Source organism: Xanthobacter sp. SG618 (genome assembly GCF_012932745.1).
Classification (GTDB): Bacteria; Pseudomonadota; Alphaproteobacteria; order Rhizobiales; family Xanthobacteraceae; genus Xanthobacter; species Xanthobacter flavus.
Genome location: NZ_JABBHL010000001.1, coordinates 636,666 through 659,956, shown reverse-complemented (window position 1 = coordinate 659,956; position 23,291 = coordinate 636,666). Strand labels below are relative to the sequence as shown.

14 protein-coding genes are annotated in these 23,291 nt (G+C 67.5%); 4 read left to right on the top strand and 10 right to left on the bottom strand.

Features of this window, described 5'->3' with window-relative positions; translation table 11 throughout:
- Window positions 1-8: 8 nt before the first annotated feature.
- Both FHT36_RS03100 and FHT36_RS03095 read right to left on the bottom strand, forming a co-directional pair.
- A complete protein-coding gene (locus tag FHT36_RS03100) occupies window positions 9-950 on the bottom strand; it encodes an NAD(P)/FAD-dependent oxidoreductase (RefSeq protein WP_169121032.1) in 942 nt (313 codons plus the stop codon).
- Between the two features lie 88 nt (window positions 951-1,038).
- The gene (locus FHT36_RS03095; RefSeq protein WP_169121031.1) at window positions 1,039-1,350 is read right to left on the bottom strand and encodes a hypothetical protein; all 312 of its coding nucleotides are present in this window, start codon (window positions 1,348-1,350) and stop codon (window positions 1,039-1,041) included.
- A gap of 79 nt (window positions 1,351-1,429) precedes the next feature.
- Between FHT36_RS03095 and FHT36_RS03090 the strand changes: the two genes are divergently transcribed.
- The gene (locus FHT36_RS03090; RefSeq protein WP_210257540.1) at window positions 1,430-2,845 is read left to right on the top strand and encodes a glycosyltransferase; all 1,416 of its coding nucleotides are present in this window, start codon (window positions 1,430-1,432) and stop codon (window positions 2,843-2,845) included.
- A 10-nt stretch (window positions 2,846-2,855) separates the two neighbouring features.
- Complete coding sequence (locus tag FHT36_RS03085) at window positions 2,856-4,043, top strand: glycosyltransferase (RefSeq protein WP_169121030.1); 1,188 nt, start codon at window positions 2,856-2,858, stop codon at window positions 4,041-4,043.
- Here FHT36_RS03085 and FHT36_RS03080 read toward each other — a convergent pair.
- The 4 genes from FHT36_RS03080 to FHT36_RS03065 all read right to left on the bottom strand — a co-directional run bounded on the left by FHT36_RS03080 (window position 4,024) and on the right by FHT36_RS03065 (window position 15,832).
- Entirely contained in the window at window positions 4,024-5,361 is a 1,338-nt protein-coding gene (locus FHT36_RS03080) for an aminotransferase class I/II-fold pyridoxal phosphate-dependent enzyme (protein ID WP_169121029.1), read from the bottom strand. The genes FHT36_RS03085 and FHT36_RS03080 overlap by 20 nt on opposite strands.
- Window positions 5,362-5,371: 10 nt before the next feature.
- Window positions 5,372-12,685, bottom strand: a complete 7,314-nt coding sequence (locus tag FHT36_RS03075) for a type I polyketide synthase (RefSeq protein WP_169121028.1) — start codon at window positions 12,683-12,685, stop codon at window positions 5,372-5,374.
- 67 nt (window positions 12,686-12,752) lie between these two features.
- Window positions 12,753-14,036 carry a glycosyltransferase family 4 protein gene (locus tag FHT36_RS03070; RefSeq protein ID WP_169121027.1) on the bottom strand — a complete coding sequence of 428 codons (1,284 nt, stop codon included), beginning with the start codon at window positions 14,034-14,036 and terminating at the stop codon, window positions 12,753-12,755.
- The gene (locus FHT36_RS03065; RefSeq protein ID WP_169121026.1) at window positions 14,033-15,832 is read right to left on the bottom strand and encodes a glycosyltransferase family 2 protein; all 1,800 of its coding nucleotides are present in this window, start codon (window positions 15,830-15,832) and stop codon (window positions 14,033-14,035) included. The genes FHT36_RS03070 and FHT36_RS03065 overlap by 4 nt, the downstream gene beginning before the upstream one ends.
- Before the next feature lie 538 nt (window positions 15,833-16,370).
- Here FHT36_RS03065 and FHT36_RS03060 point away from each other — a divergent pair.
- Window positions 16,371-17,507 (top strand): DUF563 domain-containing protein, encoded by a 1,137-nt coding sequence (locus FHT36_RS03060; RefSeq protein WP_169121025.1) that lies wholly within the window; start codon window positions 16,371-16,373, stop codon window positions 17,505-17,507.
- A gap of 10 nt (window positions 17,508-17,517) precedes the next feature.
- On the opposite strand, the gene FHT36_RS03055 is transcribed toward FHT36_RS03060, so the two are convergent.
- The 4 genes from FHT36_RS03055 to FHT36_RS03040 form a co-directional block, all read right to left on the bottom strand.
- Window positions 17,518-18,726 (bottom strand): DUF563 domain-containing protein, encoded by a 1,209-nt coding sequence (locus tag FHT36_RS03055; RefSeq protein WP_169121024.1) that lies wholly within the window; start codon window positions 18,724-18,726, stop codon window positions 17,518-17,520.
- A gap of 66 nt (window positions 18,727-18,792) precedes the next feature.
- Window positions 18,793-19,617 (bottom strand): ABC transporter permease, encoded by an 825-nt coding sequence (locus FHT36_RS03050; protein ID WP_169121023.1) that lies wholly within the window; start codon window positions 19,615-19,617, stop codon window positions 18,793-18,795.
- 2 nt (window positions 19,618-19,619) lie between these two features.
- The gene (locus tag FHT36_RS03045; RefSeq protein ID WP_169121022.1) at window positions 19,620-20,276 is read right to left on the bottom strand and encodes an ABC transporter ATP-binding protein; all 657 of its coding nucleotides are present in this window, start codon (window positions 20,274-20,276) and stop codon (window positions 19,620-19,622) included.
- Between the two features lie 7 nt (window positions 20,277-20,283).
- Window positions 20,284-21,564 (bottom strand): hypothetical protein, encoded by a 1,281-nt coding sequence (locus FHT36_RS03040; protein ID WP_169121021.1) that lies wholly within the window; start codon window positions 21,562-21,564, stop codon window positions 20,284-20,286.
- Between the two features lie 178 nt (window positions 21,565-21,742).
- Here FHT36_RS03040 and FHT36_RS03035 point away from each other — a divergent pair, with 178 nt between their 5' ends.
- Window positions 21,743-23,284, top strand: a complete 1,542-nt coding sequence (locus FHT36_RS03035; protein ID WP_169121020.1) for a glycosyltransferase family 4 protein — start codon at window positions 21,743-21,745, stop codon at window positions 23,282-23,284.
- Window positions 23,285-23,291: the final 7 nt, after the last annotated feature.

Sequence of the window (23,291 nt, the reverse complement as noted above, 5' to 3'; positions counted from 1 at the left end):
GCAGCGCGCTATTTGATGCGCGGCTTGTGCACGGATGTCGGTGCCGCCTCCGCTGCGGCGCGGCGGACGCGTTCGGCGAAGCGGGCCACGGCGTCCTGCTCCAGCGTGCGCTGGATGGCCTTGGCGGCCACCACCCCGTCGGCCATGGAGGTGACGCAGCACGGATGCATCCGCTGCGCGATCTCGCCGATTGCATAGAGGTTGGGGACCGAGGTTTCGCAATCGAGGCTGGTCTCGACGAAGCCGCGCGCATCCCGCGCGAGGCCGAGGTGGCGCGCGTAGGGCAGATAGGGCTCCCAGCCGTAGAGCACGAGGAAACGGTCGAACCGCTCGCCCGCCACCGCCGGCACATCCGGCTCCACCGGATATGGGCCGATGCGCACGTCCGCCGGTGGCACCTTCTCCAGGAACTCGCGACGCGCCCTTATGGTGCGGGCGAAGAGGGTGACGCGGGCGGCACCGCGCTTGCGCACGAAGATGTAATTCTCGAACGCATTGTCGCCGCCACCGAGGATGGCGACCGAGCGACCCTCGAAATCCGCGTTGAAGAGGGTCTGGCCCGGCCCGATGATGACCTCGTCGGAGGCGGTGAAGCCGCCCTTCACCGGTCGCACGCCGGTGGCGAGGACGCAGGCGCGCCCCATCACCATCTCGCCGGTGGCGGTGGTGATGCGGAAGCCGCCGGGCACCACCTCCAGCTCGGTCACCGCCTCGCCGGTGCGGCAGACGATATCGTGGTCGCGCATGTGGCGGTCGACTTCGGCCGCGATCTCGATGCCGGTCTTGTCGCGGATGGGCGCGATCCACTGGTTGGGATAGGGATTGTCGTTGCCGAGCCCGCCCAGCACCGGCCGGCGTTCGACGATGCAGGGCCGGAAGCCGAGCATCTTCAGCCAGAGCGCGCATGACGCCCCGGCCGGACCGCCGCCGATGATTACCGCGTCGAACATGCCGATCCCGATCCAGCCTGCGCGCCCATGGCGCCTGTCGCAGCTTATGCGAGGCTGTCGTCCGCGGCTAGGAAGGGCGCTTGCGGCCTCAGGCCGGCTGAAGCTGCCGACGCGCCAGAGCCTCTTCCCAGTCCAGCGCCGAGCGGACGATGATCTCGAGATCGTCGAACCGCGGTTTCCAGCCGAGCTCGGCCTGGATGCAGGTGCCGTCGGGTGTGTCGTAATCCTCGCCATAGTGATCGACGTGGGGCCGGCGGCTCGCAACGGCTTCGGCGGCGACCTTTGTGAGGTGCGTCGCGCAGCGTGAGGACTGGCCGCAGAGCCCGGCCGAGTCGGCGCCAGCCACGTTGAAGTCGCGCAGCACGGCGTGGGAGAGGCCGTGGTTGCAACCTCGCAACACGTTGTCATCTCACGTCGGTTGCACGGCTGTCACAACGCAGAGTAAGGCAGTGGTTGGCATCGCAGGAGGTTGAGATTCGATGCGCGGCGTGCCGCAGGATGTTCCGAGACTCTCCCTGCGGCCATTGCGCGTCGCGCTGTTCGTGCACGCCTTTTATCCGGACCATGTCTACGGCACCGAGGCCTACACGCTCGCTCTGGCGCGTCAGTTCAAGGCTCTGGGACACGCCCCCACCGTCGTGACCGCACGGGCAGCCGGCGAGCCCGAGCAGGCGGAGGAGATCGTACGCTACGAAGTCGAGGGGATTCCCGTGGTGCGGATCGACCGCAACCGGACGCCCTCCCACTCGGCCCGCGAAGACTACGACCACCCCGGCCTTGCTCCACTCCTCGAACGCATCCTGCACACGCTCGCGCCGGACGTGGTGCACATCTGTCACCTCGCCAATTTCACCGCCGTCCTGCCGCGTGTGACCGCGCGGCTGGGCATTCCGACGTTCGCGACGCTCACGGACTTCTTCAATCTCTGCATCACCACCCGGCTGGAGCTGCCGGATGGCGGCCTGTGTCACGGGCCCAATGCGATCCGCAGCAATTGCCTGTCCTGCGGCCTGCTCGCGCGGTCGGCCGAACGGCCTGACAGCGCATTCTGGCGGACGCTGGCGCAGCCCGCCGTCCGTTCCGCTGCCGCCGTGACGGCCGCCACGCTCGCACCCGTGCTGCCGTTCTCGCTCGGCCGCGACGCGCGGGCCGTTCGCGACCGGGCGCAGGTGCTACGCGTCGCTTTCGCCCATTGCCGGGCGGCCTTTGCGCCCAGCGCCTTCCTTGCCGAGCTGTTCGATGCGCACGGTGCGGGGCCGCCGCTGTTCCGCTCGCCGTTCGGCGTCGAAATCGACCGCGCGCCCAAGCCCGCCGTGCCCGCCCGGCCGGTGCGCTTCGGCTTCATCGGCCAGCTCGCCTATCACAAGGGGCCGCACCTGCTGCTCCAGGCGTTGCGAGCACTGCCGCGCGATGCCTTCACGGTCGATATCTGGGGGTCTGAGAGCCTGTCGCCGGCCTATGCTCGCGATCTGCGCGCGGTGGCGGAGCAGACGGTTCCGCCCTTGCCGGCGCGGTTCCGCGGCACTTTTCCCGAAGCGGAGATGGCGGGCCTGCTGGCAGAGGTGGATGTGCTGGTCATGCCCTCCACCTGGTTCGAGAATGCGCCTTTGACCCTGCTGAAGGCCCTCGCCACGCACACGCCGGTGGTGGTCTCCGACGTGCCGGGCATGACCGAGTTCGTGGAGGAGGGCGTCAACGGCTTCTCCTTCCCGCGCGGCGACGCGGAGGCACTGGCCCTGGTGCTCCAACGCTTCGTGGACGAGCCCGGCCTCGCTGCGGCCCTCAGCCGGACGACCTCCTACGAGCGCACCGAGCGCGACATGGCGCTCGATCTTCTCGCCATGTACCGCGCTTTCGGTGCCGTACCGGCAGACACCGTGCCGGTCCCCGCTTGAGGGGGCCGGCATGAGGATCGCCATCCTCGCCTCCGGCGTGCTGCCGGTGCTCGATGGTGTCACCGTCAGCGTCGATGCCCGCGTGCGCCGGCTGGTGGCGCGGGGCGACGAGGTGCTGCTGCTGGCGCCCGCTTCTGCCGACCGGACCCGCCCCGCCGGTCTGCCGCCGGCCGTCACCTTTGCGGCATTGCCGAGCGTGCCCTTCGGCGCGGCGGCTTCGGACCGCAACGTGGTGCCTGAGGCTGCGGCCGAGATCGACCGGGCGCTTGCCGGTTTCCGACCCGACCTCATTCATGTGGACGAGCCCGAGCGTCTCGCCCTAGGCCTGCGCCGTCTTCCCGCCCGCGCCTTCGCGCGGCGCCACCGCGTGCCGCTGGTCGCTTTCTTCCACACCAATTTCGCCGATTATCTCGGATCTGGCGGCAACCGTTACGGTCTTTATGCCCCGCTGCGCGCGGTTGTCTGGCGGGCGGTGGCGCAGCTCTACAATCGCTACGACGCCACCCTTGTCCCAAGCGCGGCCAGCCTTGCACGGCTCCGACGTTTCGGCCTCGCGAACGGCCTTGCCGGCCGGTTCAATGGGACGGATACGCAGGACTTCCATCCCGATCTGCACCGTCCCGGCTACTGGAGTGCGCGCTGGGGCCGCCCCGATCTCGATGGCCGTTCCGTGATGCTAATCGCCGGGCGGCTGACTGCCGACAAGGGGTGGGCGGACTGGCGACAGGTGTTGCCGGCGCTCGCCGAGAGGCTGGGCGACTCACTGGCAGTGGTGGTTGCGGGCGATGGCGCGCTGCGGGGGGACGTCGAGCAACTGGTCGCGGCGCTGCCCTGCGGCTTCCTCGCTGGGCCGGTGCCACGCGCGGAAATTGGCGCCCTTCTCGCCAACAGCGATCTTTACGCCACCTTGTCGCGCTTCGAGAACGCCAGCTTAGCTGTCTACGAGGCCCTCGCGAGCGGTCTTCCCGTGCTTGCGCTTGAGGCCGGCGGCCTGCCCGGGCAGGTGCGCCACGGCGTCAACGGTCTGTTGTTCAGGCCCGGGGATGCGCCCGGCTTCGTCGATGGGACGGCGCGATTGGTGGAGGACGCGGCGGCCCGCCACGCCCTTCGCGCGGGGGCGCTGGCAGAGCGTCCGCTTCTTGATTGGGACCGCGCCTTCGCCGCGTGGCTCGATGCGCTCAGCGCGGTCGATCCTTGATCAGTCCCAACGCGCCGGCCTCCTCGGCCAGCGCCGTCAGGGCCGCGTCGATCTGCTCTGGCCGGTGCGACGCGGAGAGGAAGAAACGCAGCCGCGCCGAGCGTTCCGGCACCCCCGGCGGCAGCACCGGGAATGCGTTGATGCCGCGCTCCAGCAGGCGCTGGGCGAGGATCACGGTCCTGATGGTCTCGCCCACCATGATCGGCACGATGCCGGCGCCCCAGGATGGACCTACGTCGAGGCCGAGTGCGGCGGCGCCATCGCGGAAGGCACGGCTGTTGGCCTGAAGCCGCTGCACGCGCTCCGGCTCTTCCAGCATCAGGCCCAGCGCCGTGCGCGCGGCTTCCGCCACCGGCACCGGCAGGCCGACGCTGTAGACCATGCCCGGCGCGAAGGCCTTGAGATAGCCCACCATCGCCGCCGGCCCGGCGATGTAGCCGCCGCAGCTCACCAGCGACTTGGACAGCGTGCCGAACCAGATGTCCACGGCCCGCGGATCGACGCCCGCATGCTCGGCGATGCCGCGTCCCGTCGCGCCCAGCACGCCGAGGCCGTGCGCGTCGTCGATCATCAGCCAGAAGCCGAACCGCTCCTTCAAGGCGACGAGTCGGGCGAGGTCCGGCCCGTCGCCATCCATGGAGAACAGTCCCTCGCTGACGACCAGCACCCGCTCGAAGCGGTGGCGCTCGCGACTGAGCATCGTCTCCAGCGCATCGAGATCGTTGTGGGGGAAGGTGCGGCGCGTGGCGGGCGAATACTGGGCGCCGAGCACCACGCTGTTGTGCATGAAGGCGTCGGTGACGACGAGATCCTTCGGGCCCATCAGCGTCGGGAGGGCGGCGATGGCGGTGGCGTGGCCACTCACGAAGGCTACAGCGTCCTGCGCCCCGTAGACGTCAGCCAGCGCCCGCTCCAGCGCCACATGCGCCGGCCGCTCGCCCGACGACAGGCGGCTGCCGGAGACGCTTGTGCCCCATGTCTCGACCGCGGCGGTGACGGCGCGGGTGATGCGCGGGTCACCATTGAGGCCGAGATAATCGTAGCTCGCGAAGTTGACGACCTCGCGCCCGTCGATGCGCGCGGTGGCCCCGGACCGGCCTTCGTGCAGCCGGTGATAGGGGTTCTTCAGCCCCAGCATGTCGGCCGCCGCCTGCTGCGCCGTCAGCTCCTTGTAGCGCGGCAGGTTCTCGAACGAGAGCAGCCCGTCCCGGTCGACGAAGGCGGGTGAGAGAGCGGGCGCCGGCGCCGCCGTGCCCGCACGCATCTCGCCCAGCAGATGGGCGAGATCCTCATCCGACAATCCACGGCGCCCGCTCATGGCACGTGCCTCACGAACCGGTCCCCGCAGCGTCGCGCGGCGATGCGGCGGCCATCTCGGTCAGGGCCTCGATGGATTCCGCATCGAGCCGCACCCCGTGACGGGCCGCAAGGGCGGCTTCCTCGGGAGCGAGGACCACAGCCGGTGCAACCGCCTCGGCAGATGCGGCATTCTCTGGCGTCCTGAGACTCGACAGCGCGACAGCCGCCAGATCGTCCAGCGTGCGCCCGCTGCCGATGGAGAGCAGCGGCAGCTCGAAGCCGAACTTCTTCTCCAGCGTCAGGCGCAGCTCCAGAGCCATCAGCGAATCCATGCCAAGCTCGGACAGCGCGGCCGTGCCCGTCACCGCGTCCGGCGGCAGGCGCAGGATGCCGGCGACCTCGCGGCCCAGCACTTCGCGCAGAAGCACGCGCGCCTCCGCATCGCCGAGACCGGCGATCTGCTCCATCAGATCCTCGCCGCTCCCCGCCGCCCCATCCGCCGCGGTGGAGAACAGGCGGGGGAAGGTCGGCGTGCGCAGCACCGGCAGCTGGCTAGCGATGGCGGTGCGGTTCACCTGCGCGTAGACGTTCACCACGTCCGCGGCCACGCCCTGCGCCATAAGCCGGCCGAGGAAGCCGAGCGCCTCGGCCGAGGCGATGCCGGCGACGCCGGTGGCCCGCGTCAGCCTCTGGCCGAGTTCCTGGTCCTTGGCGATGACGCCGGCATCGGAGATCGCGCCCCAGGCGACCGCAAGGCCCGGCAGCCCGCGTGCGCGGCGGTTGCGCACCACGCCTTCCAGAAAGGCGTTGGCCGCCACATAGGCGCCTTGTCCGGGACTGCCGATCATGGCCGAGGCGGAGGAGTAGACGACGAAATGGTCGACCGGATGCTTCTCGGTGATCCGGTCGAGGGTCAGAACGCCATCGACCTTCGGCGCCAACACCGCGTCGAGGCTCTCCGCATCAAGATTGGGAATGGCGCCGTCGCGTAGCACCATGGCGGTGTGGACCACACTGCGCAGCGGGCCGTGCTTAGCGACGAGGCGCTCCACCAGAGCCTCCAGCGCCGCGGGATCACGGGCATCCGCCTGCTCGACGACGATCCGCGCGCCGGCCGCGCGGGCCGCCTCGATGCGTGCAAGATCGCCGGCCACACGCACGCCGGAGCGCGAGGCGATGGCCACCGTACCGGCGGTCTGGGCCGCCAGCCACAGGGCTGTCTCAAGCCCGAAGCCGCCATTGCCGCCGAGCACGAGATGGACGCCCTCGCGCAGCGCCGGCGTCTCCGGCGCGGTGGAAACGACGCGGCCCGTGCGGGGCGGGCGCACCACGATCTTGCCCACGTGCCGTGCCGCCTGCATCTGGCGGAAGGCGTCTTCCGTCGCCGATCCTTCCATGACGCGGTACGGAATGGGTTGGAGCGAGCCGTTCGCAAAGGCTTCGCCGATCTCGGCCATCAGCGCCGTCGCCCGCGCCTTGTCGTGGGCAAGCAACTGGTCGAGGTCCACGCCGAAATAGCTGATGTTGCGGGCGAAGGGGCGTAGCCCCACCGTCGTGTTGGAAAGGAAGTCGCGCTTGCCCAGCTCGACGAAGCGACCGAACGGCTTCACCAGCTTCAGACTTGCCGCCATGGCGTCGCCGGCCAGCGAGTTCAGCACCACGTCGACCTTGCCGTGATCGCGCGCGATGTCGCGGGCGAAGGCGAGATCGCGGGAGTTGTAGACGGCCTCCACGCCCAGCGCCTTGAGGAGCGCCGCCTTTTCCGGCGTGCCGGCGGTGGTGATCACTCGGGCGCCGCGCGCCAGGGCGATGCCCACGGCGGCGAGGCCCACGCCACCGGCGGCGCCGTGCACCAGCACGGTCTCGCCAGCAGTCAGGCGGGCGCGGTCGATGAGGGCGTACCAGGCCGTGGCGAACACCACCGGCACGGCGGCTGCCGCCTCAAGGGCGAGCGTCTCCGGCACCTTGAAGGCGAACCACGCCGGCACTGTCACATGGGACGAGAACGCGTCGGGGGCAAAGCCCATCACGCGGTCCCCCACGGCGTGATCGCTGACGCCGGGACCCACCCGCGTCACCGTGCCAGCCATCTCGAAGCCGAGTGACGCACCGGTAAGGCCCGGTCCGAGGATGTCATCGTCCAGCGCGCCCAGCGCCAGCATCACGTCGCGGAAATTGAGGCCGGTCGCGGCCACCTCGATCTCGATCTGCCCCGCATCGGGGGCGATGCGCGGCTCGGAGCGCCACTCCATGGCCCCGAGCGCGCCCTGCCGGCCCACATGGAGCCGTGTGCGATGGGCGTCGTCGATCGAAGCCGCCGCGTGCGCAGGGCCACGGCGAACCCGGATGGCATATTCCCCCGTGGGGCGCGAAACCCGTTCCGTCTCCAGCCCGGGCGCGTCGATGATGCCGCGGACGCGACGCGCGGACGCGGCGTCGAGCGCCCCCACGTCGATAAGGCGGAGGTCGAGGCCGGGCGTCTCGTTCATCGCGACCCGGACGAAGGCCGAGACGGCGACCGCCAGCGGATCCAGCACCTCACCCGGCTGTTGCCGGCCACGCACCGTGATGATCCAAAGCGGCGTGTTCGCCGTCGCCACCCAGGCGATCTGCGCCTTGAGGTCGAGCAGGGCAGACGCCAATGCGTCGCGTGGTGCAGCCTCGGCGTCGAAGACCATCGGCAGGACCAGCGCCCGCGGGGCGGTCTCAGGCTCGGGCGGCGTTCCGCCGATGACGCGATCGGCAGAGCCCGCCAGCGCCAGCGCGAAGGCCGGAGCGCGATCGCCGATGACCCAGACAGGCGCGGTCGCCTCGGGGGCCTGCGCGGGGAGGGCGATGGACGCAGTGAGCAGGACGGTGCCGGCACCGTCGATCCGGGTGGCATCAACCGCACCGGCGCGCTGAAGGGCATCTTCCACCAGTTCCGGAGCCGGCCGCTGTCTCGCCGCGGCGGCGTCGGGATCGGCTGCGCCCAGCAGAAGGTCGAGCGCAGGGTCGAAGGTCGGAACGGCGATCGCGACCTGCGCGCCGGGGCAGAGGGGGGCCACGCGCTCAAGCACGTCGATGTCGGCGGTGGTGTCGGCAAGGCCGAGCACGAGATCGACGGGCAGGAAGGCCGCATCCGGTGCCGCGCCGTCGACCACGGCAAAGGCGTCCATGCCCGGCATGGACGCGAGGCGCTCACACTCGGCGGCATTGGCGCCGACGATCGTCACCTGAGCGCGACCATCGCGGGCGAACGGAAGCAGGAGGGCCATCAGCGCAGCGCCGGGCCGCGAGCCGGCAACGATCTGGATCGGTCGCGGCGCGCAGGCGGCAATACGCGCCTCGATGGACCCGCGAAGGGTTCCGAGCGTCGCGGCGGCGGAGACCGACTCCGTCTCGAACTGCTCGGCCAGGTGTGCGGGAAGGTCTGAGCCCCCTCCCGAGAGCGACGCGGGCAGGCTGGCCATGAGATGCGCGGCAAGGCGGATCTCGGCATTCGCCTGCGGAAACCGCTCGGCGAGCGAGCGGAAGATCAGCTGGGACGGAGGAGGAGCCGCCTCCTTCAGGTGCCAGCCCGTTTCATAATGGTCGGCAAGGCCGCAGGCGGCCAGATAGCCCATGAGCACCGACGCGCGGCCTTCGGAGGCGCGCAAGAGGAGGCCGGCATCGGCTTCGGATGCGCACTCATACGCGAAGGAGCGCACGAAGGCGCGCAGCAACAGCGCCGCATCGCTCGCTTCGGGCTGCACCTCGATCGCGCGGCCGGGCGGCGTCGCCGTGTCCATGCGCACGGGCTCTATGTCCACATGGAACTGGCGTTCCTCGTCCGGACGCTGGGACAGCACGACCTCGCGCAGCACGAGATCGGCGACCTCGGCGACGACGCTGTCGTCGGCGGCGAGCAAGGTGAGGTCCACCACCGCCGTAAAGCGGTTCTTGCGCTTGCGGCGCATGATGCTTCGGGTGACGGCTGCGCCCGGCTGCCAGACCCTGAGCGCGCCAAGGCGCACCGGCAGATGGGTGCGGGTCTCGCCCTCCACCACGTCGGCATCGAGGAACAGCATGTGCAGCGCCGCGTCGAGCGCGGTCGGGTCGATCAGCAGCCTGTCCTGATAGGCGCCGAGCGGCGGACGGCCCGGCGCGATCTGCGCGATGCCGGAGTCGGCATCGCGGACCACGTGGCGCACGCGGCGGAAGCTCGGCCCGTAATCGAGGCCGCAGCGGATGGCGGCGGCATAGACCTCGTCCTCGCTCACCTGCCAGGCGGCGGAAAGCTCCGGCCCGGGCTGGCGCGCGGCCTCACCTACCGCGAGCGAGAGCCGGCCGGTGGCGTGCAGCACGAAAGCGCCGCCGGCGAGCCGGTGGCGGGACCAGATCTCACAGGTGCGGGTGGTCGCCTCGAAGCGCGTGGAGACCTCCCGCATGCTGCCCTCGGCCAGGGCAAGCGGACGCAGGATGTCGAAGTCGGAAAGCTCCAGCGGGCCTTCGCCGAGTTCCGCGCGGCCGACCGATAGCATCATCTCGGCAAGCGCAGCGCCGGGCACCACGGCCTCGCCGTCCACCCGGTGGTCGCCGAGATAGGGCACGATCTCGGCATCCACCCAGGCATGCCATTCCGGCACGCCCTCGCTCACCTTCAGGCCGAGCAGGGGATGGGGCGCGGGCGCATCGTTGAGCCGTCCGTAGAGGCCGATGGCCTCCGACGTGGTGGGCAGCACGTAGTGTTGCCGGTCCCAGGCATAATTGGGCAAGGAGAGGGGCGGGGGAGGGGCGCCGAAGCCCCGCTCTGCGTCGGGTTCGAGGCCGCGCGCCGCAAGGCGGGCGACCAGCGCACGCACCGGATCGCCGTCGGTCTGGTCGTCCCGCTCGGAGAGGCTGCCAAGGCATTCGGCGGCGACGCCGGCCTCGCGCAGGGTGTCGCTCGTGGGGCCGACCAGGATGGGCCGTGCGCCGATCTCGACGAAGTGGGTGCCGCCCAGTGAACCGGCAGCCTCGACCGCCGCCGCGAAACGCACCGGCAGGCGGATGTTGTGCCACCAGTATTCGGCGTCGAGGGCCGGTCCGGCGAGGACCGACCCGGTCACGGTCGAGACGAAGGTGGCGCGGGTTTCGCGCGGGGCGAGGCTTTTCAGGTCTTCGCGGATGGCCTGTTCGGCCCCATCCAGGAGGCCGGAATGGAACGGATAGGCGATATCGAGGGCGACGGTGGCGATACGCTGCAGCCGAGCCGCCTTTTCCGCGAGCGCAATCGAGGTTTCCGGCCCGCTGAGCGTCACAGATCCCGGGCCGTTATAGGCCGCGACCACAAGGCCGGGCGCGGCGAGAGCGGCGACGAAGGCATCCGCCTGCGCCGGCCCGGCGGCGAGCGCGATCATGCGGCCGAGGCCGGCAACGCTCTCCTGCCGCTGGCTGCGGTGGTGGATGAGATGGACGGCCTGCTCCAGATCGAGCGCTCCGCTCGCCAGAGCTGCGGCCACCTCGCCGACGCTATGGCCCAGCACCACGTCGGGCACCACGCCCTCCGCCTCCAGCGCGGCCGTGAGCGCGGCCTGGATGGCGAAGAGCAGCGGCTGTGCCACGCTGGTGCGGCCGAGGCGGGTGGCGAGGTCCGGTGCTTCCAGCGCTTCCGCCAGAGACCAGCCGCCGATGTCCCGATAGAGGGCATCGATCGTGGTGAAGGCCGCGCGAAAGGCGGGGTTGCGGACGAGTGCCGTCCGCCCCATGCCCACCCATTGCGCGCCATTGCCGCTATAGACGAAGACCGTTTTTCCGGGGCGCCCCTGAACCTTGCCCGTGGCAACGGAGGGGGCCGTCTCTTCCCGGGAAAACCCGCGCAGGGCCGCCGCCATGTCCCTGGCATCGCCGACCGGCAGTGCGAGCCGAAGGTCCATCCGTTCGCGCTGGTGGAAGGCGGCGGAGGCGATGGTCGCGGGCGACGCGTCGCCGGCCTCGATCCGCTCGGCATAGCCGGCGGCAAGCCCCCGCAGCGCGGCCTGGGACCGGGCGGAAAGGAGAAGCAGGCGCGCCCCGGAAGCTGGCTGCTGCTCGGGCTCCTTCTCCGGTGCGCGCAGGATCACGTGCGCGTTGGTGCCGCCGAAACCATAGTTGGACACGCCGGCGAACGGCGTGCGGGTCAGGTCGAGGGCCACCTCTTCTCGCGCCGGCGCGAGGTTGAGCGCGGCGAAATCGATGTAGGGGCTCATCTCGTCGAGATAGAGCGTGCGCGGCAGGCGGGCTTCGGCGAGGGCCATGCCGGCCTTCACCAGCCCAGCGAGGCCGGAGACGCATTCGAGATGTCCGATATTGGACTTGACCGAGCCCACCGGCAGCGCCGCCGAACGGCCCCTGCCAAGTGCGGAGCCGATGGCGCTCGCCTCGATGGGGTCGCCCACCGGCGTGCCCGTGCCGTGCGCCTCGACGAATGCGAGTTGGTCCGGCGTGATGCCGAGCCGCTGATAGAGCGCGGACATGAGGGCCGCCTGGCCCTCAGCGGAGGGAAGTGAAATGCCGGAGGTGCGACCGTCCGAATTGGCGGCGGCGCCGACGATCCCGGTGCGAATCCGCTGACCGGCCGCGCGAGCGTCCGACGCGCGCCGCAGCACTATGGCAATGGCGCCCTCCGACCGCACATAGCCGTCGGCGGCCGCGGAGAAGGGACGGCAGCGCCCCGTCGGCGACAACATGGAGGCGCGCGAGAAGCCGATGAAGGGCGCCGGCGACAGAAGCAGGTTCACGCCCGCGACGACCGCGGTATCGATCAATCCGGCATCGAGCGCAGCCGCGGCCTGGACCAGCGCCACGAACGACGACGAGCAGGCGGAATCTACCGTGAAGCTCGGGCCGCGCCAGTCGAAGATGTAGGAGATGCGGTTCGAGATGATCGACAGGGAATTCCCCGTCATGAAATGGCTCTCGATGGCCGCGGGATCGCCTGCCGCGCCGGACTGGTAGTCCACGTTCGAGGCGCCGACATAGACGCCGATCTCCTGCCCCGCCGTGCGCGAGGGGGGCAGGCCGGCATCCTCCAGGGCCTCGAAGACCACTTCCAGCAGCAGCCGTTGCTGCGGGTCGATCTGCTGCGCCTCGCGCGGCGAGATGCCGAACACCGCCGGATCGAAGCCGAAGGGGGCCTCCAGATAGCCGCCGGCAAAGGTGTAGCTGAACCCCGGCTCGGTGCGACGCGGGTGCAGCGCGCGCTCGATGGGCCAGCGCCCGGTCGGAAAGTCGCGGACGGATGACTGACCGGACTTCAGAAGACGCCACAGCGCATCGGCACTCGCCGCGCCAGGCAGGCGCAGGGCGTGTCCGACGACCGCAAGATCAAAGCCACCCTGACTGGAAACAATCTCAGAACGCAACCCCGTCGTCTCCCGCTGTGCTTTTCGGGTCCGCGCCCGACAATGCCGCCATTGCACTTTCGCGCGGTCAGACGCGGCCCGAGATCACCCGGGGCAGTTCGGGCGCCCGACGCGGCGTGTCGTCGAGAGCCCATTCGAGATATTGCCGCGCCGCAGTTGCGACGGGAACCGGTGGCCGCAGGCTTTGAACAAGACGATCCCAACGGTCCGGGTCGGTGGCGGCCAGAAGGCTTTCGCCCCAGTCCGTCACGTTGCCCACACCGACATGAAGTCCGTCCACCCCGTCGCGCACATGCTCCGCCATGCCACCGATGTTCGAGCACAGGATGGGCCGGCCGAAACGGCGAGCCTCCTGAATCACAACCGGTGAATTCTCCCACCACACCGAAGGCATCACAACCCAGTCGATGCGTGACAAGCGCCGTTCGAGATCATCGCGATGATAGGCGCCGGGCCAGTGCAGCACGCCCTCCTTCATCAGCGGCTGGCGCAGCGCCTCGATGCGGTCGCGGAAGGCGTCCGACTGTTTCTCTAGGTTGGCGCCGTGAATCTCCACATGCAACTCGCGCCGCTGGGCGCGGCTGAGGTTGGCGAGGGCAGAGAGGAGCACGTCCACGCCCTTGAAGGGCGTCACCTGGCCGAAAAAGGCGAAGCGGTTGCGCCTTTCGTTGTCGGTCAGCGGGCGTGGCGGGAGGCGCTTGCCGGACGGCTGGCCGTTCTCGATCACCGCGATGCGCTCGGGAGCGATGCCCCAGTCGATATAGCGCTGGCGCAGGAATTCCGAGGGGGCGATGAACCGGTCGACCATGTCGAAGTGCCGGCTGATGAAATGCTTGCGCAGCCAGAAATCTTCCTCGCTGCGCTCAGGGAAGCAGACCGAGCAGGACTCCGCAGAGGAATTGAAGCAAAGTTCAGTGGTCCCGGGCTTCACCATCTGTCCGTTATTGTTGCAGATGGCCTGGAATTCGTGGAGCGTCAGGATGATCCGCGTGTCCGGACAGATGCGGCGGATTTCCCGCAACATTTCCAGGCCCATATGGGCATAGTGATGGATGAACACCACATCCGGCTGGAGCCGCTCGAGAAAGCTCCGGAACGGTCCGGTCACGGCATGGGGCTGGGACGAGCGGAAGGTGAACCAGTCGCCCATGCCGGTGCGCCAGAGGTATTCGTCCTCCCGCAGCATGGTCACGAGGCCAGTCGGCGTGCCGCCGTGGCGGGCGAGAAGCGCGACCCGGCGGGCGGCGCCGCTCTCACGCAGGGCCGTAAACAATTGATGTGCGGCGACTTCCGCGCCGCCGGCGCTGAAATCAAGATGGCCGTGGGCGATAATGAGGGCGGTGCCAATCATGCCGCGGCTCCCGCATCGGTGACTGAGTGGCGCTCGATGGCGGGGCGCCAGCGTTCCTGATGGAGCCAGGCGTTGAACAGCATCACACGCATGCGGAAATCACCCGAACCTTGGAGGCCGAAGGACTGGCGTTCGAGATGCGTCAGCGCGATGTCCGGGCACACACCGACGGAGCGGCCGGCCGCCTGCATCTTCAGGCACAGGTCGGAATCCTCAAAGTCGCCAATGAGATAGTCCTCGCTGAAGCCCCCGAGTGCGGCCACCTCCGCGCGGTCGCCGAGGAGGCAGGCGCCGGTGGCGGCGGGCCAGGGCACGACTTTTCCCGCCGTGGCGCTTGTCGGAGGCAGGCCCTTGCCGGGATGCTGATTGAGCCAGACGCCGTATTTTCCGTTATATTCGAAGACCATACCGTCATGCTGGACGCCGCCAGAAGGAAACAGCAGGCGGGTGCCGAGGAGGCCGTAGTCGGAATGGTCGTCGAGGCGCCGGCTCAGTTCCTCGAGCCAGCCGGAACGCGTTGGAATGACGTCCGAATTCAGGAACAGCACCTGCCGTCCCCGCGCCTGCGAGAGGCCCAGATTGCTGGCGCCGGAGAAGCCGCGATTGCGCCCGCCCCATACCAGAGTAAGGGGGACGCCGTAGAGCTGCCACCAGGTGTCGAGGTTGGCGAAGACGGCCGCGCGGATGGTCGGGTCATCGACCACGTAGATCACCTCGCAACGCTTGCGAATAAAGGGATCTTCGGCGAATTCCAGCAACTGGTGGTCGACGAAATCGTAGCGGCCGTAGAGCGGCACAACGATCGACACCTCGGGCTGAGCCGGTACGATTCCAGCCCGTTCCACCGAGGTATTCTTGGGGTGTTCGATGCGGTTTATGAGGGTTTTCAGCACCGATCCGTCATGCCGGCTGAAACGCGCCGCCATCCGCTCGGGAGGGACCGGGAAGGAGAACGCCCAGCGGGCATACCCCACCGCGTCGCGCGGGGCGGGATCGACGTCCCGCTCGTGGGCGAGGACCAGGGTGTCGCCGTGGCGGGCGATGAGGCGCGCGCGTTTGCCGAAGCCGGCGGGCAGCGCCTGGAGGAAGCCGGCATCAGCGCAGGCGGCGCCGTAGTCGGCGGCGAAGGCTTCGAAGATGTCCGCGCGGTTCCAGCGCTCCGGCGCCTCCAGCGGCTGGCACAGGCCGTTCTCGTCCACCAGGAAGAAGGGGCCCTCACCCAGCGTCCAGCCGACGCAGAGGCCGCCGGCGCCGGGCACCGACTTCAGTATTTCCATGTGACCCTGCGGGGCACCGGGCTCGGTGGAGGGGACGGCGGACCGGGCGACGGCGGCGAGATGCTTCGGCAGGTCGTATACGACGTCCACCAGCGGCGCCCGCGCCACGGAATATTCGGCGACGATGCGGCCGAGGTCGCGCTCGTAGCGATTGGCCGGGAAAGCGGTAGCGTCGCTGGAGCGGTTGTGCTTGCCGGCGCTGGCGACGACGCGGACGGGCCGGCCAGCCGGCAGGCGATAGGCGAGGAGCAGGCCGTCCACCCGCGCCGCAAATCCGTAGGCGGCGGAGACGTCCTGGCGGGAAACCTGCACGCGCAGGTCGGGTTCGATCACGCCCGCCGCGCCCTCCACGTGGAGCGAAGCGGTGCCGCTGACCCAGCCTGTGATGACCAGCAGGTCACGGTCGCGGAACACCCGGTCGAGCCCGGCCCCGTCAGTCGGGCGCTCGGCCTTGCCATCAACGAGGGGCGGCCAGATCGGCCCGTTCTCGACGACGGTTGCGGGGGGGGCAGGAGGCATGGGCTGGTCCGGGGGCGGGCCCTGATCAACCGGCGGCGCGTCCGCCTCGACTCGCGCCGCTGGAAACGCACCCACCGGCCCGGACTTGTGGCGCTGCAGCAGATTTGCGAGCCAGCCCATCACCTTGCTCCGCCCTGCTTCCACCGCAACCACCGCACGCTCAGGTTTGGGTGCCGAAATGTTCAATTAACGTTCAGGAATCGCGCTGTCAAACCTGTGTGGCGGTGCAGCATGGCGGTAGGCTCATACGACGTGGAAAATCCTAATCAAACTATTGCGCAGCTCAGCCTTCCGATGCGAAGTTGCCCCAACGACAATGTCAGGGTGGAAGAACGAGTGGAGCGGTGCGAGCCAGCTGGATAGCTTGGGCTCGTGAATTTCGGGCGGTCTGCCCGCCGAACGATCATCGCAACATTTAGACCAATGATTGCCGCAACGGCATGTGAGCGGCAGCTTGCCGCCATACGGGCGGTTTCTAGCCGGCAAATAAATTTCGCTGCCAGATCGGCAACTTAGACGAGAGAGGTCGAGAGTCAGCATGAAGCCACTGATGATCGCGAGCATCGCAAATGTGAGCGACATGGAGCGTTTCTCTGCGATTCGCTGGTTGTATACGATCGAAGGCAGTCACCAGTTCACGATCAATCCGCCGAGATTGGTTCTGGGTGGACGTCCTGAAATTGAACCGGACATATTCTATGCGTTTCGGGCAGGGAGAACCTGTTCGATACCCGAAATGTATATTGCCGAGTTGGAAGACGTGCTGATTGGTCCGTCTGGGATTATCATATCCGATAGCAATATTCTCTATGAGAGTCTTTTCCCGTGGGAGGAGGCGAACTTCATGTCCCAGTTCTCAGGAGATCTTTGGGCTCGGGATGGTGGATATGCGCCCAGAATCGATGGGGACGTTGAAGAGGTTGAGTGTCTCTTTTATGCAAGAGAGGCTGGGGAGGCGGGTTATTTCCACTTCCTGAACTCGATACTTCCGCGCCTAGCAATATTCAGTCGATTTCGTGCCGACGGAACTCCGCTGCTTGCGTCGTCCTATCAAAAATTTGCATCTCAGATGTGGGGCATCGCAGGTGTCTCCCCCTATGTGCAGCGTTCGAGATGGCTGCGTGTCAAGCGCCTGATCTTCCCTTCACCCGTCATTTTCAAGGGCGATCACTTTACGAGATCGCCGCTGGCGAACAGGATGCTGGAGGGCTGGCTCCGGAATATCATTCCGCAGAGCGAGGAAGGATCGCCGAAGCGGATCTACATCAGCCGGGACGATGCGTCGGTTCGTCGGCTGACAGATGAAGCCGCCCTGGCCGAACGCCTGCAGCGGCATGGAGTTCAGGTTGTTACGCTCAGCGGAAAGAGCGTGTCCGAGCAGATGCGGCTCTTCTCCGGGGCCGAACTGGTGATCGGGCCGCACGGTGCGGGCCTGTCCAATGTGATCTTTGCACAGGACAGATGCCGTGTGATCGAACTCGTAAGCCCCGCCCGGCTGTGGCCAACATTCCGGACCCTGTGCGCTCGACGCGGCCAGCAGTATTCAGCTGTCATCGGCAGCGCCTTCGATGCGGAGCAGACGAACGCGCGCGGATGCGGCAACGAAGATTTCTCGGTCGATCCGTGGCTTGTCGAGAGGGCCATTGAAGATGCGATGCAGGCGCCAAGTCAGTGACGAGGTACTGTCAATCCATAATCCAATCGTACGCTTCGCGAACAAGGTGTATTGGCGCGGTCCATGGGCTGACGATCATTGAGTGGCGATCGCCCTTTTGCAGTTCGCCGAACAGGAAACTGTAGGCCGTTTCGGAGCTGCTGTATATTTTTGCATGCTGCCTAACGCATACATGGAAAGATTCCATGTCCACGATTTTTGTGCTAGGCTCGGAAAAGACAGCGTTCAGCATTCCGGACCCGGAAGGGCCAACTATTTTGGATGCGCCATGAAAGAGATGGATTTGTTCCGAAAAAGTCAGCGTCTCCGGATAGACGATTTCAAATCCGCGTTCTGAAAAGAACGCTTCGATGTCCATTTCGTTTTTGAGCGGGCGATAGTCCGGCCTCGCGAGCGACGACAGCAGGCGCGACACATAGATATGACGTTTGGAGGGTTCGGTGCGGGCTCTTCCTTCGGGTGTCGCCAAACGTCTCATTCTGCCTATTGTTGCAGGCGTCAATGTACCTTCCGCATCGAAATCCGAGAACAGGGAAATCGAGCGGAAGGTGTCTCCGCTCACCTCGCGAAGTGAAAACACGGGCGTGTTTTCAAATCCCATCATTTTCAGGGTGGCGGATGTCCATGGTGTCCTGTCGGGAACGATAATGGCTTGAAATCGATTAATATCTGGGACTGACAGGATCTGTGGAAGCTGTCTGAATATGAAAGATCCGTAGTTTCCCGGCTCCAGGTTCGGAAAATATACTGCGTCAAGATTAAAGTGTTTATCGTGCGGTCGGGCTGCGTAATAGACGTAAAAGGATTCGTCTGACCTCTGGATCAGATAGCCTTGATGGTCGGTCGCATTTTTCTGTAGCAGGCTGTCGATGTTTTTTTTGGTGGTGGGAGATGGCGCAAACAGTTCTCCCGTAGGGCCCAGGATGCTGTCGAAGCCGACTACCCGTGCGTTTTCGACTGTATAGATGGATTTTTCAGGGACGCTGACTCCCAGGGCGCCAACGCCCGACAAGCAGGATTCATCCACAGGCCGCCCGAATATCTCCCGCGGTCCGGTCATCCCACCATGCCAGGCAGGCTCAACCATCACCGACGGGAGGCTCGGAGCAGACGGCATGCTGATTTGCACACGGTCCAGCGAGAGGTTCCCGAGCATCGATACTTCGGGGTTCTCTGCTACGGCTCTGCGCAACTGCGCGATAAGGTGGGGATTGAGCATGAATGGCCTCGCCGGGAGTTATGGTTGGTCGAGGCGGTCGGCGTTGGCTTGGGGCCGCCTCCAGGGTCAGGATACTTTCCTCGTGACGGGTATGAGAGCCATCCCGGCGGTGAGCAGAACGAGAATTTGAATTGATAACGATTTTTCGCTGTAGAATGACGAGTAGTATTCCGCATAATAGGAAATGCGAAGTCCGTCGATTATCTGGCTCAACGGGTTATAGTAAAGAACGTTCGAAATGCGTTCCGGAAGGCTGTCGGCGAGGAAGAATATTCCTGATATGCCCCACAGAAGGGGGCCGATGAGGTTGCCGATCAACAATGCAATCGGCGCGAATGTGCTCGTCGTGCCAAAGATCAGGCCTGTCGCTACGCCCAGGAGCCAAGCCTGCAGCAGCGCATAGGTGAAGCCCGGCCAGTCCGCGATCTGCACATCGTGGCCGATCATCGACAGAGACCCGAGAACGATGCCGACAACGAGTGTCGCCGTCACGATTTCAATGACGATACGGGCGGCAAACAGGTCGAATATGTCCACGCCGGGAAAGTAGAGGAGTGGCCGATTCTGGGCGATTGTCAGCATGATCTGGCGATGGCCGTAGAGCCAGACGATGAAGGGCAGAAGCCCTGTCGTCAGGAAGATCGCCGTATCCGATCCGACGGGCGCCGGCCGACCGAGAAGGAGCGTGATGCCCATCGCGACCGATAGATGCCCCAACGGCATGATCAGCCCCAGCAGGAAGCCGAAATAGCCGGTGCCGAAGCGCGTCTGCAGGTCGCGCATGATGACGGCGCCGACCACGCGGGCATGCATGCCGGAGGCGGCGGCCCAGGTTTCGGCGGCGTGTCGCGCGGGGGCGTGTCGCGTCGGGGCGTGGCGGGGGCGCTGCATCGTCAGGCCTCCATCGCCTGGCGGTGGACCTCGATGGCGTCGTTGATGTCCTCGAACACCATCAGCCGCCCCTTCTGCAGCACCATCCCGGCCGAGCAGTATTCCTTGATGGTGCCGGTGGAGTGCGACGCCATGATGAGGCCGGCCCGCGCCCGCCGCTCGGCGAAGGCGCGCGCGCACTTCAGCTGGAAGCGGGAATCACCCACGGCGGTGATTTCGTCCACCAGGTAGAAATCGAACTCGATGGCCATGGAGACGGCGAAGGCGAGGCGCGAGGTCATGCCCGAGGAGTAGGTCTTCACCGGCATGTCCAGGTCGCGGCCGAGCTCGGAGAAGTCCTCCACGAACTCCGTCACCTCCGCGATGTCGGCGTCGTAGACGCGGGCGAGGAAGCGGATGTTCTCCCGTCCCGTCATCATCGGGTGGAAGCCGCCCGCGAACCCCAGCGGCCAGGAGATGCGCACCGAGCGGTAGATGCGCCCGGAGGTCGGCGCCTCGGTGCCGGCGATGAGCTTCAGGAAGGTGGACTTGCCCGCCCCGTTCTGGCCGAGCAGCCCGTAGCTGGCGCGGGTGTCGAGGTTCACCGACACGTCGGAGAGCACCACCTTGCGCTTCAGGTGCGTCCAGTAGGTCTTGGTGAGGTGGTCGGTGACGATCATGCCCGCCTCACGACTTGATGTGCCGCATCAGCTCGAAGGCCGAGACCAGGAGCAGCCACAGCAGGCCGAACAGCAGCGCCGCCGCCATCGGCATCCAGAAGCGGTGGGGCCAGTCGTGCTCCTGCGCCAGCACCGGCTTCACGAAGGTCGCGAGGTACATGCCCTGCCGCTCCGCCGCCACCCGCGCCTGCTCCAGCGCCGCCGCCGCCGCCGTGTACTGGCGCTCGGCGATCTGGCGCTCGAGGTCGAGGGTGTCGTAGCGCGTCATCACCGCGGACAGGGTGTCCTTGTCCGATCCGGTGCCGCTGGTGAGCCGGGCCTTCAGCAGCGCGATGTTCTCGCGCACCGCCTGCCGGCGGGCATCGAGCAGCGCGAACTGCGGCGCGCTGGGGCTGAGCGTGCGCCGGGCGGTGGCGATCTCCTGGTCGATGAGCACCTGGTCGCTCTCGAGGTCGGCGATGAGCTTGCCGATGCCCTCGTTGGTGCGGGCGGGATCGATCACGCCCACCTCGTTGCGCAGGTCGCGCACGGCGGAGCGGGCCTTGCGCAGGCGGACCTCCGAGCGCTCCAGCTCCTTCTCCGCCTGAGAGATGGCATCGGTGCGGGTGCGCTCGCCGAGCTTGTTCACCATGTCCTCGGAGAGCGAGACGATGGCCTGCGCGATCTTGAGGGAATCCTGCGGCGAGAAGGCCCACACCTTCACCGTGATGATGCCCGACGGCGACTCGATGGCCGTGTCGATCTGGCTGCGCCAGCTGCGCTCCAGCCGCTCGATGGGGCGATTGGGGTTGAAACGGGAGAACCAGTCGATGCCGGGGCGGGAATAGAGCTGGCGCAGGTTCACCCGCTCTTCCAGCGCCTCCACCACGGCGAGGCTCTTCACGTAATTGGCGATGATGAGGCTGTCCTGGATCTCGGCGAGGCCGCCGAGCCCGGCGGCACCGGAGAGGGACTCCAAACCGGCATGCTCGGACGCGCGCACGGCGAAGCGCGCTTCGGAGAGGTACTGGCTTGATGCGATGAAAACGAAATAGAGCGTGGCGAGGAGGGTGGGAATCACCGCCACCACGATGAAGCTCGCCATCAGCGGCAGGCGGAACTCGGCGATGGCGCGCACTTCCGCGCCCCAGAAGGCCGCGGCCGAGGGCCGCACCACGGAGCGCTGCAGGCGCGCCTCGCGGGCCTGTCGCCTGAGCTCCTCGCGCAGCCGCGAATTGCGGCGCACAAGCAGGTCTGGCGACCCGCCCCGTGCCGGCAGCCGGACGCGCGATGCGACCTCCTGGTTCACTCCTCGACCCTCCCGGAGCGCCCCATACTGCCCCAGTTCTCCAGCCTGCGCGCCGCCGCAACCGGCGCGCGTGCCGGGACACGCCGCTACTAGCAGCCGGCGGGCTTGTGTGTCTATCCTCGCCGCCTGCCGGCCAGACCATGGCCTGAGATTACCCAACAAAAGGTTCGCGTTGCAGATGCCTCGTCCGTTCGTCGCCGGTCCGCCCTCAGCCGATCCCGTGCCGGACGGGGACGACGCCCTCGCCGCCCGTCTCGACCGGATGGAGGAGACCCTCGCCCGCCTTGCGGCCGGGCAGGAGGAAATCGTCCGCCGGCTGGAGGCGCTTCAGGACCATGCCAATCTCGTCGGCTACAAGGTGGAGCAGATCGCCGCCGGGCGGCCGTCCCGCACCTTCAACCTGTCGCTACCGCTGCCGCTGGAGCGGCTGCGCGATCTCATCGTGGCGCCCGGCCCCTCCATCGGCACGCTCGTGGAGATGTGGCGCGCCGCCGGCCGCACCACCGTTGTGCCGGAGCGCGATAGCGCCGGCCTGCTGAAGGCGCGCGCGCAGCCAGCCCGCCGTGCTCGCACCTTCGGCCGCGACTTCACCGGCCTCGTGTTCGGGCGCAAGGGCGTGGTTTACCGTGTGCGGCCGCACCATCCGCCGGTGCCTGCGCGCCCGCGCATGCTCCACATCATCCCCAACGTGTTTGTGGGCGGCTCGACCCAGTTGGTGGTCGACCTCATGGAGCGCCTCGGCCACCGCTACGAGATGCAGGTGCTCACCGCCGCCTTGCCGCCGCAGGGCCGGCACGAGAACATGGTGATCCACCATTTGCCCCTCGGCAGCCCGACGAGCGCCTTCGCCCACGTCCTGGCGCAGGTGGCGCCGGACATCGTGCATATCCACTATTGGGGCGACAGCGACCGGCCCTGGTACGAGGCGGCGCTGGAAGCGGCGCGGCCGACCCCGGCCGTGCTGGTCGAGAACGTCAACACGCCGGTGGAGCCGCTGCGCGATGCGCGGATCTCCACCTATGTCTTCGTCTCGGACTATATCCGCGCCGCTTTCGCGCCGAACATCGTCAGCGGACGCGTGGTCCATCCCGGCATCGACCTCGACGCCTTCACGCCCGGCCCCTGGATCGGGGATGCGGCGGACAGCATCGGCATGGTCTATCGCCTCCATCCCGACAAGCTCGGCGAAAACTCCGTGGACCCGCTGATCGCGGTCGCGCGGCGCCGGCCCAAGACGCGGATCATCGTGGTGGGCGACGGCGAGCTTCTGCCCGTGTTCCATGCCAAGGCCGTTGCGGCCGGCGTCATCCACAACTTCGAGTTCACCGGTACCGTGCCCTATGCGGACCTTCCGACGCTCTATCGCCGCTTCCGGGTGTTCGTGGCGCCGGTGGTTCGGGAGAGCTTCGGGCAGGTGACGCCCTTCGCCATGGCCATGGGGCAGGCGGTGGCCGGCTTCAAGGTCGGCGCCCTGCCGGAAATCCTCGGCACCTCGGAGACGCTGGCCGAGGATTCCGAAGGGCTTGCGGGCATCATCTGTGACCTGCTGGACGATCCCGCGCGGCTCGATGCCGTCGGCGCCCACAATCGCGAACGGGCGCGGATGTTCGGCCTCGACGCCATGATCGCGGCCTACGCCGAGGTTTATGCACAGGCGCTCGGCCGACCCACCGACCTCATGCCGGGCTTCCCTCGGGCCAGCCTGTTCGCTGAAGTTTAACCAACGT